This is a genomic window from Cupriavidus sp. TMH.W2 (assembly GCF_050847365.1).
In the GTDB taxonomy this organism is placed as follows: domain Bacteria; phylum Pseudomonadota; class Gammaproteobacteria; order Burkholderiales; family Burkholderiaceae; genus Cupriavidus.
Genome location: NZ_CP193792.1, coordinates 421,974 through 435,779, shown reverse-complemented (window position 1 = coordinate 435,779; position 13,806 = coordinate 421,974). Strand labels below are relative to the sequence as shown.

The following is a 13,806-nucleotide window of genomic DNA, read 5'->3' as shown; positions in this document are numbered from 1 at the left end:
CCTTTCCCGCAAGCGGGAGAGGGGAGCAAACAAGCGCTTGCTCAAACCCCTGCAGGTCAGTGCTGCGCCGCCGGCACCCGCGGCACCGGCGGCAGGTCGTCTTCCTTCATGCGGCTGCGGTTAAGCGCGCCGGCCTGTTCCAGCACCGGGTAGGCGGTGGCGCAGAACAGCGAATTCAGGCGCTTCAGTTCGCTGATCACGTCCAGGTGCAGCGAGCTGGTTTCGATGCTCTCGGCGGTCTGCACTGCCACGCGCTGCAGGTGGGTACGCGCGTACTTGCGCTCCAGCTCGCGGAAGTTGGCTTTCTCCGCCATCAGTGCCTGCGCGCTCCTGAGGTCGCCGTTGAGAAACACCGACAAGCCCAGCCTCAGGTTGGCGACCAGGCGCGCGTGCATCTCGGCGATCTCCTGCATGCCGGCCTCGGAGAACATCAGGTTGTGGGCGATCTTCTTGTCCTTGGTATCGAGCAGGATGCGCTCGATGATATCGCCCGCGTGTTCCAGGTTGATGGTGAGCGAGATGATTTCAGTCCAGCGCTGGCCGTCGCGTTCGTCCAGCGCTTCCAGGCTGATGCGGGTCAGGTAGAGCTTGATCGCGGTGTAGAGGTCGTCGACCTCGTTGTCGATGCGGCAGGTGGCGGTGGCCAGCTTGGCGTCGTTGGTGCGCAGCACGCGCAGCATATTGTCCAGCATCTGCTCGATGCGGTCGCCGATGCGCAGCACCTCGCGCGCGGCATTGGACAGCGCCAGCGTGGGCGTGGTCAGCGCGGCGGTATCGAGATGGCGCGGCGTGACCTGGCTGTCGCCGGTATTGCGCCCGGGCAGCACCTTCTCGCACAGCCGCGCCAGCGGCGCGGTGGCGCCCAGCAGCAGCACCGCCAGCGTGACGTTGAACAGCAGGTGGAAATTGACGATCAGCCGCTGCGGGTCATGATCGACCAGCGCCAGCAGTTCCTCGGCCTGGTTCAGCAGCGGCAGCGCGATCAGGCAGCCCAGCAGGCGCGACAGCAGGTTGCCCAGCGTCACGCGCTTGCCCGGCTGGTTGTTGCCCGAGGTGGTCAGCAGCGCCGAGATGCCCGAGCCCAGGTTGGCGCCCAGCACCAGCGCCAGCGCCACGTGGATCGACACCACGCCGGCCGAGGCCAGCGCGCCGCAGAACAGCACCACGGCCAGGCTGGAATAGCACAGGATGGTCAGGAAGGCGCCGACCAGCATGTCCAGCCCCGAGTCGCCGGTCAGCGAGGCGAACAGCACCTTGACGCCGGCGGCCTGCACCACGGGACGGGTCGCGATCGAGATCAGTTCCAGTGCCAGGGTAATCAGGCCCAGGCCGATCAGCACGCGGCCGACGTGGCCGGGCCTGCTGCCCTTCCAGGTCAGGTGGCAGATCACGCCGATGAAGATCAACAGCGGCGACAGCCAGGACAGGTCCAGCGAGAACACCTGCACCATCAGCGCGGTGCCGACGTTGGCGCCGAGCATGATGGCCAGCGCCGGCGCCACGGCGATCAGGCCCTGGCCGACGAAGGAACTGACGATGACCGCGGTGGCGTTGCTGCTCTGGACCAGCCCGGTGACGCCGAGCCCGGCGAGGAAGGCGGTGAAGCGGTTGGAGACGCTGGTCGACAGGACATGGCGCAGGTTCGCACCGTAGACGCGCAGGATGCCGACCTTGACGATATTGGTGCCCCAGACGAGCAGGGCAACGCCTGATAACAGGTGAAGGAGTACGCCCATGGTGCGCCTTTGTGTGACCAGTGCCGACAAAACCCTGGAGGCTCGGCCCGGTCATCGTGTAGTTGTCAATGGGGCATTATGCGCCCGTCACCCGACAGCGGCAACGGCATGGGTGCGGCGTGCGGGCAACAGGCAACACCCGCGGCGCAGCACCCGCGGACAAGCCCTCACACGCGCAAGCGGGGGCGCTCAGGGCAGCGCGACCTTGATCCCCAGCCCGACAAAGATCGCCCCCGCGGCGCGGTCCAGCCAGCGGCCGGTGGCCGGGCGGCGGCGCAGCCAGGCGCCCAGCCAGCCCGCGCACAGCCCGAACAGCGAGAACACCACCGCGGTCTGCAGCATGAAGACCACGCCCAGCAGCAGGAACTGCAGCCCCGGGTGCGCGGCATCGGCGCGCACGAACTGCGGCAGGAACACCAGGAAGAACAGCGTCACCTTGGGGTTCATCATGTTGCCCAGCACGCTCTGGCGGAACACGCGCGCGAGCGGCACGGCATCGACCTCGCCGCCCTGCGCCAGCCCGCCCTTCGCGCGCAGCGCCTGGATGCCGATCCAGATCAGGTAGGCCGCGCCGGCGTACTTGATCAGCTGGAACGCCAGCGGCGACGAGCGCAGCACCGCCGCCAGCCCCACCGCGGCGATCATGGTATGGAACAGGCATCCGACCGAAAAGCCCAGCGCCGCCACCAGCCCGGCGCGCCGTCCCTGCGCCATGCCGCGCGCCAGCACCTGCAGGTTGTCGGGCCCGGGGGCCACGGTGACGGCAATTGAAGTCAGCAGGAACAGCAGCAGGTCAGGCATGGGGTCTCCTTGCGTGGAAATCTTGCGGGTCTGTCAACGCGGCTCAGTGCCCCTCGAACTTGCACACGGTGAACAGCGGCAGGCCGCCATCCTGCAGCAGCCTGGAGCCGCCCAGTTCGGGCAGGTCGACGATGGCGGCGCCCTCCACCACCGTGGCGCCCAGGCGTTCCAGCAGCTTGCGCCCGGCCATCATGGTGCCGCCGGTGGCGATCAGGTCGTCGACCAGCAGCACGCGGTCGCCGGCCTTGCAGGCATCGGCATGGATCTCGACGGTGGCGCTGCCGTATTCCAGCTCATACTCCTCGGCCACGGTCTGGAACGGCAGCTTGCCCTTCTTGCGGATCGGCACGAACCCCAGGTTCAGTTCATACGCGACGATCGCGCCCAGGATGAAGCCGCGGGCATCGATGCCCGCGACCAGGTCGAGCTGCGCGTCCATGTAGCGGTGCACGAAGACATCGATCAGCACGCGCAGGGTCTTGGGGTTCTGCAGCAGCGGGGTGATGTCGCGGAACATCACGCCCGGCATGGGCCAGTCCGGCACGGTCCGGATGCGCTCGCGCAGGTAGCCGGTGACGTCGCCGAGTTCGGGGGACTGGATGATGGAATCTGCCATAGGGGTCTGCAAACGGTAGGCGCGCGACGTGGCGCGCCAGTAGAAAAGGGGGACGTATCCAGGGTCAGGCGCACGCGGTAACCAGTTACCACCCGCGCCGCCGGGGCCGCCAGCACAATGGCCTTGCCGGCCGCACAGGCTGCCTGGGCCGGCCTGCCGCGTCCGGCACCCGCCGGACACCCGTAACCATACAGGAGACCGCAATGGCAAAGAAGATTCTGATGCTGGTGGGCGACTACGCCGAAGACTATGAAACCATGGTGCCGTTCCAGGCACTGCAGATGGTCGGCCATACCGTCCACGCGGTCTGCCCCGACAAGCAGGCGGGCGGCGCCTGCGCCACCGCGATCCACGACTTTGAGGGCGACCAGACCTACACCGAGAAGCGCGGCCACAACTTCACGCTGAATGCGACCTTTGCCGAGATCGACCCGGCCGGGTACGACGCGCTGGTCATCCCCGGCGGCCGCGCCCCCGAATACCTGCGCCTGAACGCGCACGTGCTGGAGATCGTGCGCCACTTCGCCCAGGCCGACAAGCCGATCGCCGCGGTCTGCCACGGCGCCCAGTTGCTGGCCGCGGCGGGCGTGCTGGAAGGCAAGACCTGCTCCGCCTACCCGGCGTGCGCGCCCGAGGTGAAGCTGGCCGGCGGCACCTATGCCGATATCCCGGTCGACCAGGCCCATACCGACGGCAACCTCGTCACCGCCCCGGCCTGGCCCGCGCATCCGGCCTGGCTGGCGCAGTTCCTTGCCCTGCTGGGCACGCGGATCGTACATTAGAGCTTTCCGCACGCGGCGCCCCCACGCGTGAAGGCACGGCTCGCTCACATGCGGCGAGCCATGCACATGCCTCCGGCAGCGCCGCCCGCACGGGAGCATCCATGTGTGAAATCTTTATCCGCGCCAATCCGGCGTCGTACCAGAGCCAGTCGCGCTCGCTGCGCCTGCACGGGGTGGCCACCAGCATCCGGCTGGAAAGCCTGTTCTGGGAAGTACTGGAAGAACTGGCGCAGCGCGACGGCATGACCGTCAACCAGCTGATCACCCGCCTGTACGATGAGCTGACCGAGCATCGCGGCAGCGAGGCGGTGGCGGGCAATTTCTCGTCCTTCCTGCGCGTGTGCTGCCTGCGCTACCTGATGCTGCAGGGCGAAGGCCGCATCCCGGCCGACACCAGCGTGCCGATCCGCTCGCTGGACGCCCGCGCCGTGCTGGACAACCTGCCGGAATCCTGGGTCGAGGCGCGTCCCCACTGACGCGCCCGCACCGGCCTGGCTCAGCCGTTCAGGATGCGCGTTTCCGCGGCCTCCAGCGCCTCGGAAGGGCCGCGCAGCACCACGATATCGCCTGGTTCCAGCACGGTCTCGGGCTGCGGGTCGAAGGCGCGGATGCCGCGCCGGCGCACGGCGGTGACTTCTACCCCGATGCGCTCCAGCCCCAGCGCGCTCAGGCGCCGCCCCACCGCGGTCGATTGCGGCCCGAGCGACACGGAATGCAGCCGCACCGAATCGCGCTCGACCATGTCCTCGTCATCGTCGCGGCCGTGGAAGTAGCCGCGCAGCAGGCTGTAGCGCGCGTCGCGCGCCTGCTGCACGCCGCGCACCACCCGGCGCATCGGCACGCCCAGCAGCACCAGCGCGTGCGAGGCCAGCATCAGGCTGCCCTCGATGATCTCGGGCACCACTTCGGTGGCGCCGGCCTTCTGCAGCGTGTCGAGTTCTGAATCGTCCACCGTGCGCACGATCACCGGCAGCGCGGGCGCCACTTCCTGGACATGGTGCAGCACCTTGAGCGCCGACGGCGTGTTGGCATAGGTGACGATCAGCGCGGCGGCACGGTGGATGCCGGCGGCGATCAGCGCCTCGCGCCGGCCCGCGTCGCCGTAGACCACGGTATCGCCGGCGGCGGCGGCCTCGCGCACGCGGTCGGGGTCCAGGTCCAGCGCCACATAGTTGATGCCCTCGCGCTCCAGCATATGCGCCAGGTTCTGCCCGCTGCGGCCGAAGCCGCAGATGATGGCGTGCTTCTCGGTCTGCAGGCTCTGCGCGGCGATGCGGGTCATGTTCAGCGACTGCATCAGCCATTCGTTGGCGGCAAAGCGCAGCACGATGGCGTCGCTGTACTGGATCAGAAACGGCGCCGCCAGCATCGACAACAGCATCGACGCCAGGATCACCTGGATCAGCACCGGGTCGACCAGGTTCAGGCCGTCGATCTGGTTGAGCAGCACGAAACCGAATTCGCCCGCCTGCGCCAGCCCCAGCCCGGTGCGGATGGCCACGCCCTGGCGCGAGCCGAAAACCCGCGCCAGCACCGAGATCAGCAACAGCTTGAACAGTATCGGCACTACCAGCAGCGCCAGCACCAGCCACGCGTGGTCCAGCACCACGCGGATATTGAGCAGCATGCCGATGGTGACGAAGAACAGCCCCAGCAGCACGTCGCGGAACGGCTTGATGTCTTCTTCCACCTGGTGGCGGTAGGGCGTCTCGGAGATGAGCATGCCCGCCATGAAGGCGCCCAGCGCCATCGACAGGCCCAGCCGCTCGGTCAGCGCCGCCATGCCCAGCGTCACCAGCAGCAGGTTCAGCATGAACAGTTCCTGCGAGCGGCGCGCCGCCACCACATGGAACCAGCGGCTCATCAGGCGCTGGCCAAGGAAGAAGATGGCGCCCAGGGCCACCACGATCTTGAGCGTGGCCAGGCCCAGCGCCGCCATCAGGTCGCCCGGGTCGCGCGACAGCGCCGGGATCACGATCAGCAGCGGCACCACCGCCAGGTCCTGGAACAGCAGGATGCTGATGATATTGCGGCCGTGCTCACTCTCAAGCTCCATGCGCTCGGACAGCATCTTGGAGACGATCGCGGTGGAAGACATCGCCAGCGCCCCGCCCAGCGCCACCGAGGCCTGCCAGGACATCGGAAACAGCCAGTTGAACGCCCAACTGGCCGGCACCACCGCCAGCATCGACAGCACCACCTGGGAGCCGCCCATGCCGAACACCAGCCGCTTCATCGAGCGCAGCTTGCTCAGGTTGAACTCCAGCCCGATCGAGAACATCAGGAAGACCACGCCGAATTCGGCCAGGTACTTGGTCTGCGCGGTGTCGCTGGCCAGCCCCAGCGCATGCGGGCCGATCAGGATGCCGACGGCCAGGTAGCCCAGCATCGGCGGCAGCTGCAACATGCGGAATGCGACCACGCCGAAAACGGCGGCGGCCAGCAGCACCAGGGTCAGTTCCAGCGGAGAATGCATCAGGCGGTCAGGGTGACCGGCCAGGCGCGCGTCCGACCCGGCACGGGCGCCCTGCCGGCAAGATACGGCGAGCACTGCAAGCACGATGTGCGCCATGGGTCGGGCCAGGCGCCATCGCATTCGTTGGTATACTTCGTCGCCATGATAGCCAATTTCGATGCGGATCGAGCACTCAGGCTCGCCCGCGACACTCTCCAGACGGAAGCCGACGCGGTTTCCGCACTTTCCGCACGCCTGAACGGCGACTTTGCCCGTGCCGTGCAGCTGATCCTGCAATGCACCGGGCGCGTGGTCGTCTCCGGCATCGGCAAATCCGGCCATATCGGGCGCAAGGTCGCGGCCACGCTGGCCTCGACCGGCACGCCGGCGTTCTTCGTGCACCCGGCCGAAGCCAGCCACGGCGACCTGGGCATGGTCACGCGCGACGACGTGCTGATCGCCTTCTCCAATTCGGGCGAGACCGGCGAGCTGCTGTCGATCATCCCGATCGTCAAGCGCATCGGCGCGCGGCTGATCTCGGTCACCGGCAACCCCGACTCCAACCTGGCCAGGCTGGCCGACGTCCACCTGGACGCGGCGGTCGAGAAAGAAGCCTGCCCGCTGAACCTGGCGCCCACGGCCAGCACCACCGCAGCGCTGGCGCTGGGCGATGCGCTGGCGGTGGCGGTGCTGGACGCGCGCGGTTTCGGCGAGGAAGACTTCGCCCGCTCGCACCCCGGCGGCGCGCTCGGGCGCAAGCTGCTGACCCATGTGCGCGACGTGATGCGCACCGGCAACGCCGTGCCCGAGGTGCGTGAGAACACGCCGCTGGCCCAGGCGCTGATGGAAATCACCCGCAAGGGCATGGCCATGACCGCGGTGGTGGACCCGGACGGGCACGCCATCGGCGTGTTCACCGACGGCGACCTGCGCCGCCTGCTGGAAACCCCGCGCGACTGGAAGACCGTGCCCATCGGCGAGGTCATGCACCGCAACCCGCATGCGGTCAATGAGAACCAGCTGGCCGTCGAAGCGGTGCAGGTGATGGAAGCCAACCGCATCAACCAGTTGCTGGTGGTGGATGACAGCGGCCGCCTGACCGGGGCGCTGCATATCCACGACCTGACGCGCGCCAAGGTCATCTGAGCGGGCGCGCCCGGCAACCAGGCACAACGCCAAGGACACCATGCAGGCACTCCTCGCCTCCCTCAGCGGCATCGTCATGCGGCTGCTGCCGCTGCTGCTGATGGCCATCGTGGCGGGCAGCACGTTCTGGCTGGTCCAGATCAACTCCCCCAAGGAAGAGCAAGCCGCGAACAGCGCCAAGAAGCACGAGCCTGACTACTTCATGGACGGCTTCTCGGCCACCGAGCTGGCGCCTGACGGCAGCACCAAGATCCGCTTCACCGGCGATCGCATGGTCCATTTCGAGGACGATCAGACCTACGAGGTCACGCGTCCCGCCATGCGCGCGTATGAGCCGGAGCGCCCGCCGGTGACCGCCCGCGCCGACCTCGGCCGCATGAACGCCGAAGGCTCGGTGATCGACCTGTACGGCAACGGCTTCGTGCTGCGCCAGCAGGGCGCGGACGCGTCCAGGGATCCGCAGCTGACCGCGGCATCGAGCTACTTCCAGCTGCTGGTCAACGACGACATCGTCAAGACCGACAAGCCGGTCAAGCTCACGCGCGGCCCCTCGGTGATGACTGCCAACGGCCTGATCTTCAACAACGTCACCCGCGAAGTACAATTGCTCGGCAATGTACGCGGCACCATCGTCACCGGCCCGTCGCCGGCCCGCGCGCCGGGGTCCTGAACCCTGGCCTTGCCGGGCCGCGCATGCGGCGCCGGAGCGTGCCGGCCGGCACGAACCCGTGCAAACCCGCGTGAAAGCGCGCCACCACGTATCCCGACGCCCTCAAGCAACCCTGCCAACATGACCGCTTCCCTGACGACTTCGTCCCGTCGACGCACCGCCCCGGCCCTGCTCGCGCTGGCCATGGCCTTCGGCCTGCTGGCCCAGCCTGCCCTTGCCGAGCGCGCGGACCGCGACAAGCCGATGGTGCTGGAGGCGGACAACGCCAGCTACGACGACGTCAAGCAGATCTATACCCTGACCGGCAACGTGGTGCTGACCAAGGGCACCATGATTCTGAGGTCCGACGCCGCCGAACTGCGCACCGACCCCGAGGGCTACCAGTTCGCGGTGGCCACCGCCAAGCCGGGCAAGCAGGCCTATATCCGGCAGAAGCGCGAAGGCGTCGACGAATACATCGACGGCTGGGGCGACCGCATCGAATACGACGGCAAGCAGGAATTCTCCAAGCTGATCGGCAATGCCCGCATGGCGCGCCTGCAGGGTGCCAAGCAACTCGACGAGATCCGCGGCGCGGTGCTGACCTACGACAGCCGCAAAGAGTTCTACACGGCTGCCGGCGGCAGCGGCGACGCCGCGGCCGCCAATTCGTCCGGCCGCGTGCGTGCGGTGCTGTCGCCGCGCCAGGACCCGAAAGCCGGCACCCCGGGCAGCGGCGGCTCGCCGCTGGACCTGAAGCCGGCCCCCGCGCCCGCCAACAAACCATGACGCCGGGCGCGGACCTGCCCGCCCGCGCCTGAAACGCCCGAACGCCTGACTGTGCCCATGACCGATACCGCAACCATCGCCGACAAGCCTTCCGTCGAAGCCTCCACCGTCCTTCCCGGCGGCAGCACGCTGGTCGTGCGCCACCTGAAGAAGCGCTATGGCTCGCGCACGGTGGTCAAGGACGTCTCGCTCGACGTGAAAAGCGGTGAAGTGGTCGGGCTGCTCGGCCCCAACGGCGCGGGCAAGACGACGTCGTTCTACATGATCGTGGGCCTGGTGGCGCTGGACGAGGGCGATATCGTGCTCGACGGCGACCATATCAGCGGCCTGCCGATCCACGAGCGCGCGCGCATGGGGCTGTCGTACCTGCCGCAGGAAGCCTCGGTGTTCCGCAAGCTCAACGTCGAAGAGAACATCCGCGCGGTGCTGGAACTGCAGCTGGACAAGGGCAAGCCGCTGGCCAAGGCCGAGATCGAGCGCCGCCTGGATGCGCTGCTCGACGACCTGCAGATCGCGCACCTGCGCAACAACCCGGCGCTGTCGCTGTCGGGCGGCGAGCGCCGCCGCGTGGAAATTGCGCGCGCGCTGGCGTCGTCGCCGCGCTTTATCCTGCTGGACGAGCCCTTCGCCGGCGTGGATCCGATCGCCGTGGGCGAAATCCAGCGCATCGTCAGCTTCCTCAAGGCGCGCAACATCGGCGTGCTGATCACCGACCATAACGTGCGCGAGACGCTCGGCATCTGCGACCACGCCTACATCATCAGTGAAGGCGCGGTGCTGGCCGCAGGCCAGCCCGAGGACATCATCGCCAATGACGCCGTGCGGCGCGTCTACCTGGGCGAGAACTTCCGCATGTGACATGACGGCCTGCCCCTGGCGGGCAGGCATTCCGGCGGGGCGCGCGCGGACGCGCCACAGCCAGCGGCGATCACGACCCATCAGCGATAGCAATTTCCGTTCCAACATCGGAAAGATGCGCATAAAATAGGTCGCATGAAACCGTCGCTACAGCTCCGCCTCTCCCAGCACCTGGCGCTCACCCCACAGCTGCAACAGTCGATCCGGCTGCTGCAGCTTTCCACGCTGGAACTGCAGCAGGAAGTCGAACAGGCCCTGACGGAAAACCCCCTGCTCGAGCGTGAGAACGACTGGATCGAGAGCCCGCTGCGCGTGGCCGCCGATGGCTCGGTCAACGTCCAGAGCGCACCCGCGCCCGCCCCCGCCGAACCGCAGGGCAATGGCGACGCCCGCGCCGACGGCGCGGGTGACGACGACAGCTTTGGCGATAACAACAGCGGCGACGACTACGGCAGCAGTGACTGGAGCCTGGACGACTTCGCCCGCCGCCCGCAAGGCGACGAGGACGAAAAGACGCCGATGCAGCTGCGCGAGGCCGAGCCCACGCTGCGCGAATACCTGATGGAGCAGCTGACGCCGCTGAAGATCTCGGCGCGCGACAAGGGCCTGGCCATCTTCCTGATCGAGTCGCTCGACGACGATGGCTACCTGAGCGCCTCGCTTGAAGAGATCTGCGCGGAGTTGCCCGAAGAACTCGAATTCGAGCTCGACGAAGTCCATGCGATCCTGACGCTCTTGCAGAGCTTCGACCCGCCGGGCGTGGGCGCGCGCAATGCCGCCGAGTGCCTGGTGCTGCAATTGCGCCGCCTGACCCACCCGCAGCGCGACCTGGCGCTGAATATCGTCACCAATCACCTGGAGTTGCTTGCAGTACGCGACTACACGCGGCTGAAGAAGGCGCTGCAGGTCGATGAAGTGGCGCTGAAGGCCGCGCACGACCTGATCCGATCCCTGGCGCCCTACCCGGGCCATGCCTACAGCCGCCCGGAAGCCGATTTCGTGGTGCCGGACGTGTTCGTGCGCAAGAGCGGCGGCGGCTGGATCGCGCAGCTGAACCCGGATGTGATGCCGAGGCTGCGCATCAACGATATGTATGCACAAATCCTGCGTGGCGCAAAAGGGGAAACCGGCACCGCGGGGTTGCAGCAGAAACTGCAGGAGGCACGCTGGCTGATCAAGAACATCCAGCAAAGGTTCGATACGATCCTGCGTGTCTCGCAAGCCATTGTCGAGCGTCAAAAGAACTTTTTCACCCACGGTGAAATCGCCATGCGCCCCTTGGTTTTGCGGGAGATTGCCGATACACTGGGATTACACGAGTCAACCATCTCCCGGGTGACGACCAATAAATACATGGCAACGCCGATGGGTACTTTCGAACTGAAGTACTTCTTCGGCAGCCACGTGTCCACCGAAACCGGTGGCGCGGCTTCATCAACGGCCATCCGCGCCTTGATCAAGCAACTGATAGGAGCCGAAGACCCGAGGAATCCCCTTTCCGACAGTCGCATCGCCGAACTGCTGGGTGAGCAAGGCTTCGTTGTCGCACGACGCACCGTTGCCAAGTATCGCGAGGCCCTGAAGATCCCCGCAGTCAATCTCCGCAAGTCTTTGTAGCCGAGCCCACCGCCTGCCTGGTGAGGCTCTTTCAGAAGGAGAAGCGCTATGAACTTCAAGATCAGTGGACACCACCTGGACATCACGCCCCCTCTGCGTGAGTACGTGGAAACGAAGCTGGAGCGAATCGTCAGGCATTTCGATCAGGTCATTGGCGTTAGCGTGCTGCTCTCTGTCGACAATCACAAGGAAAAGGACCGGCGTCAGTACGCAGAAATCAATCTACATCTCAAGGGCAAGGACATCTTTGTCGAGGCGCATCACGAAGACCTTTATGCAGCGATCGACGCACTCGTCGACAAGCTGGACCGTCAGGTGATCCGCTACAAGGATCGCGTGCAAGGCCACGACCGCGAAGCGGTCAAGTACCAGATGGCCGCAGCGCAGATGCAGCAATGACCGTGCCCGGCGGCCCCGAAGAGGGCTGCTGAATCAGGATTGACCAGGCAAGCCGCGCCACGAAGCGCGGCTTTTTTGCGCCCATGCGTGGCGCCACGGCAGGTTGTGGCGCCGGAGCAAACGCTTTTCACCCGAATGAGCAAGGGTGTTCGCAAGCGCGGCGGCAAGGTGTATGCTGCGCCATACAAAGAGAGGGAATCCTGGCCGCGCCCTGCATCGGTGCGACGGCTCCCGGCCCGGAGGCACGATTGCATCGCCATGTATCGTTCTGCACCAGCTTGCTCCGCTGCACTGCACAATGCGAGGGTGGCCGCTGCTCTATAATGGGCCGAACGCCTCCGGCCAGGCCAGGGGCAGCCCGGAGCCAGCCCCCTGCCCGGCGGAACGATCCGCCCGCTAACTGAAATCCTGCGCATCGCCCATGAATCGTTTGGCCAAACTGCTGCCACCCGGCAACATCAATCTCGACGTCAGCGTCACCAGCAAGAAACGTGTGTTCGAGCAAGCCGGGCTCCTCTTCGAGAACAACCATGGCGTGGCACGCGCCATCGTGACCGACAACCTGTTTGCGCGCGAGTCGCTGGGCTCCACCGGCCTGGGCGCCGGCGTGGCGATCCCGCATGGCCGCATCAAGGGACTGAAGCATCCCCTGGCCGCCTTCATGCGCCTGGCCGAGCCGATTCCGTTCGAGTCGCCCGACGGCAAGCCGGTATCGCTGCTGATCTTCCTGCTGGTGCCCGAACAGGCCACGCAGCAGCATCTGGAAATCCTGTCCGAGATCGCGCAACTGCTTTCGGACCGCGACATGCGCGAAGGGCTGGCGACGCTGCCCACGCCCGATGCCGTGCACGAGTTGCTGATCGCATGGCACCCCTGATCCTCTGATCCCCCAAAGCGGGCCGGCACAGACCGGGCAGGCGCCACGCGCTTCGCACACCGCCCTACCAGTCATCCCGCATGGAACTCACCGGCGTCACCTCCCAGTCCATCTTCGACGACAACGCAGCCGACATCAAACTCTCGTGGGTGGCCGGCCTGGAGGGCGCGGACCGCGCCTTTGACGTGGAGTTCGCCCGCGAAGCCACCTCCGCCGCCGACCTGGTGGGCCACCTGAACCTGATCCACCCGAACCGCATCCAGGTGCTCGGCAAACCCGAGATCACCTACTACCAGCGCCTGGACGACGAGACCCGCAAGCGCCAGATGGGCGAGCTGATCCTGCTGGAGCCGCCTTTCCTGGTGATCGCCGACGGCATGGAGCCGCCACCCGACCTGGAACTGCGCTGCACGCGCTCGTCCACGCCGCTGTTCACCACGCCGGTATCGTCGGCGGCGGTGATCGACCACCTGCGCCTGTACCTGTCGCGCATCTCCGCGCCGCGCGTGACTATGCACGGCGTGTTCCTCGACATCCTGGGCATGGGCGTGCTGATCATGGGGGAATCGGGGCTGGGCAAGAGCGAACTGGGCCTGGAACTGATCTCGCGCGGCCACGGGCTGGTGGCCGACGATGCGGTCGACTTCGTCCGGCTGGGGCCGGATTTCATTGAGGGCCGCTGCCCGCCGCTGCTGCAGAACCTGCTGGAAGTGCGCGGCCTGGGCCTGCTCGATATCAAGACCATCTTCGGCGAGACCGCGGTGCGGCGGAAGATGAAGATCAAGCTCGTGGTGCAGCTGGTGCGGCGCAACGACGGCGAGTTCGAGCGGCTGCCGCTCGATTCGCAGTACCTGGACGTGCTGGGCCTGCCGATCCACATGGTCAAGATCCAGGTGGCGGCCGGCCGCAACCTCGCCGTGCTGGTCGAGGCCGCCGTGCGCAACACCATCCTGCGCCTGCGCGGCATCGACACGCTGCGCGACTTCATGGACCGCCAGCGCGCCGCCATGCAGGCCGACGTCGTGTCGCGCGGCCAGGGCCGCCTGCTGTAAGCCCGGCGTTTTCAATTGCTTACAACGGG

General features: G+C 66.9%; 14 protein-coding genes. 10 read left to right on the top strand and 4 right to left on the bottom strand.

Annotated features, from left to right (window positions below):
• Window positions 1–56 precede the first annotated feature (56 nt).
• The 3 genes from ACREYQ_RS02070 to ACREYQ_RS02060 form a co-directional block, all read right to left on the bottom strand.
• Entirely contained in the window at window positions 57–1,736 is a 1,680-nt protein-coding gene (locus ACREYQ_RS02070) for a Na/Pi cotransporter family protein (protein ID WP_432259147.1), read from the bottom strand.
• A 189-nt stretch (window positions 1,737–1,925) separates the two neighbouring features.
• Window positions 1,926–2,537, bottom strand: coding sequence for a LysE family translocator (locus ACREYQ_RS02065; protein WP_432259146.1), 612 nt, complete (start codon window positions 2,535–2,537; stop codon window positions 1,926–1,928).
• A 43-nt stretch (window positions 2,538–2,580) separates the two neighbouring features.
• Entirely contained in the window at window positions 2,581–3,153 is a 573-nt protein-coding gene (locus ACREYQ_RS02060; protein WP_432259145.1) for an adenine phosphoribosyltransferase, read from the bottom strand.
• 203 nt (window positions 3,154–3,356) lie between these two features.
• Between ACREYQ_RS02060 and ACREYQ_RS02055 the strand changes: the two genes are divergently transcribed.
• Both ACREYQ_RS02055 and ACREYQ_RS02050 read left to right on the top strand, forming a co-directional pair.
• The gene (locus ACREYQ_RS02055) at window positions 3,357–3,935 is read left to right on the top strand and encodes a DJ-1/PfpI family protein (protein ID WP_432259144.1); all 579 of its coding nucleotides are present in this window, start codon (window positions 3,357–3,359) and stop codon (window positions 3,933–3,935) included.
• A gap of 101 nt (window positions 3,936–4,036) precedes the next feature.
• A complete protein-coding gene (locus tag ACREYQ_RS02050; protein ID WP_432259143.1) occupies window positions 4,037–4,411 on the top strand; it encodes a ribbon-helix-helix domain-containing protein in 375 nt (124 codons plus the stop codon).
• Between the two features lie 20 nt (window positions 4,412–4,431).
• Here ACREYQ_RS02050 and ACREYQ_RS02045 read toward each other — a convergent pair whose 3' ends face one another.
• Window positions 4,432–6,411 carry a monovalent cation:proton antiporter-2 (CPA2) family protein gene (locus ACREYQ_RS02045; RefSeq protein ID WP_432259142.1) on the bottom strand — a complete coding sequence of 660 codons (1,980 nt, stop codon included), beginning with the start codon at window positions 6,409–6,411 and terminating at the stop codon, window positions 4,432–4,434.
• Between the two features lie 141 nt (window positions 6,412–6,552).
• Here ACREYQ_RS02045 and ACREYQ_RS02040 point away from each other — a divergent pair, with 141 nt between their 5' ends.
• The 8 genes from ACREYQ_RS02040 to hprK all read left to right on the top strand — a co-directional run bounded on the left by ACREYQ_RS02040 (window position 6,553) and on the right by hprK (window position 13,777).
• A complete protein-coding gene (locus ACREYQ_RS02040) occupies window positions 6,553–7,536 on the top strand; it encodes a KpsF/GutQ family sugar-phosphate isomerase (RefSeq protein WP_432259141.1) in 984 nt (327 codons plus the stop codon).
• A 40-nt stretch (window positions 7,537–7,576) separates the two neighbouring features.
• On the top strand, window positions 7,577–8,206 hold the full coding sequence (gene lptC, locus ACREYQ_RS02035) for an LPS export ABC transporter periplasmic protein LptC (RefSeq protein WP_432259140.1): 630 nt from the start codon (window positions 7,577–7,579) through the stop codon (window positions 8,204–8,206).
• A gap of 120 nt (window positions 8,207–8,326) precedes the next feature.
• The gene (gene lptA, locus ACREYQ_RS02030) at window positions 8,327–8,974 is read left to right on the top strand and encodes a lipopolysaccharide transport periplasmic protein LptA (protein WP_432259139.1); all 648 of its coding nucleotides are present in this window, start codon (window positions 8,327–8,329) and stop codon (window positions 8,972–8,974) included.
• A 57-nt stretch (window positions 8,975–9,031) separates the two neighbouring features.
• Window positions 9,032–9,832 carry an LPS export ABC transporter ATP-binding protein gene (lptB, locus tag ACREYQ_RS02025; RefSeq protein ID WP_432259138.1) on the top strand — a complete coding sequence of 267 codons (801 nt, stop codon included), beginning with the start codon at window positions 9,032–9,034 and terminating at the stop codon, window positions 9,830–9,832.
• A gap of 135 nt (window positions 9,833–9,967) precedes the next feature.
• Window positions 9,968–11,449 (top strand): RNA polymerase factor sigma-54, encoded by a 1,482-nt coding sequence (locus ACREYQ_RS02020; protein WP_432259137.1) that lies wholly within the window; start codon window positions 9,968–9,970, stop codon window positions 11,447–11,449.
• Window positions 11,450–11,497: 48 nt separating this feature from the next.
• A complete protein-coding gene (gene hpf, locus ACREYQ_RS02015) occupies window positions 11,498–11,848 on the top strand; it encodes a ribosome hibernation-promoting factor, HPF/YfiA family (RefSeq protein WP_010814386.1) in 351 nt (116 codons plus the stop codon).
• Between the two features lie 421 nt (window positions 11,849–12,269).
• On the top strand, window positions 12,270–12,725 hold the full coding sequence (locus tag ACREYQ_RS02010) for a PTS sugar transporter subunit IIA (RefSeq protein WP_078195189.1): 456 nt from the start codon (window positions 12,270–12,272) through the stop codon (window positions 12,723–12,725).
• 80 nt (window positions 12,726–12,805) lie between these two features.
• Window positions 12,806–13,777: an HPr(Ser) kinase/phosphatase gene (gene hprK / locus ACREYQ_RS02005; RefSeq protein ID WP_078195188.1), complete on the top strand. Its 972-nt coding sequence runs from the start codon at window positions 12,806–12,808 to the stop codon at window positions 13,775–13,777.
• Window positions 13,778–13,806 lie beyond the last annotated feature (29 nt).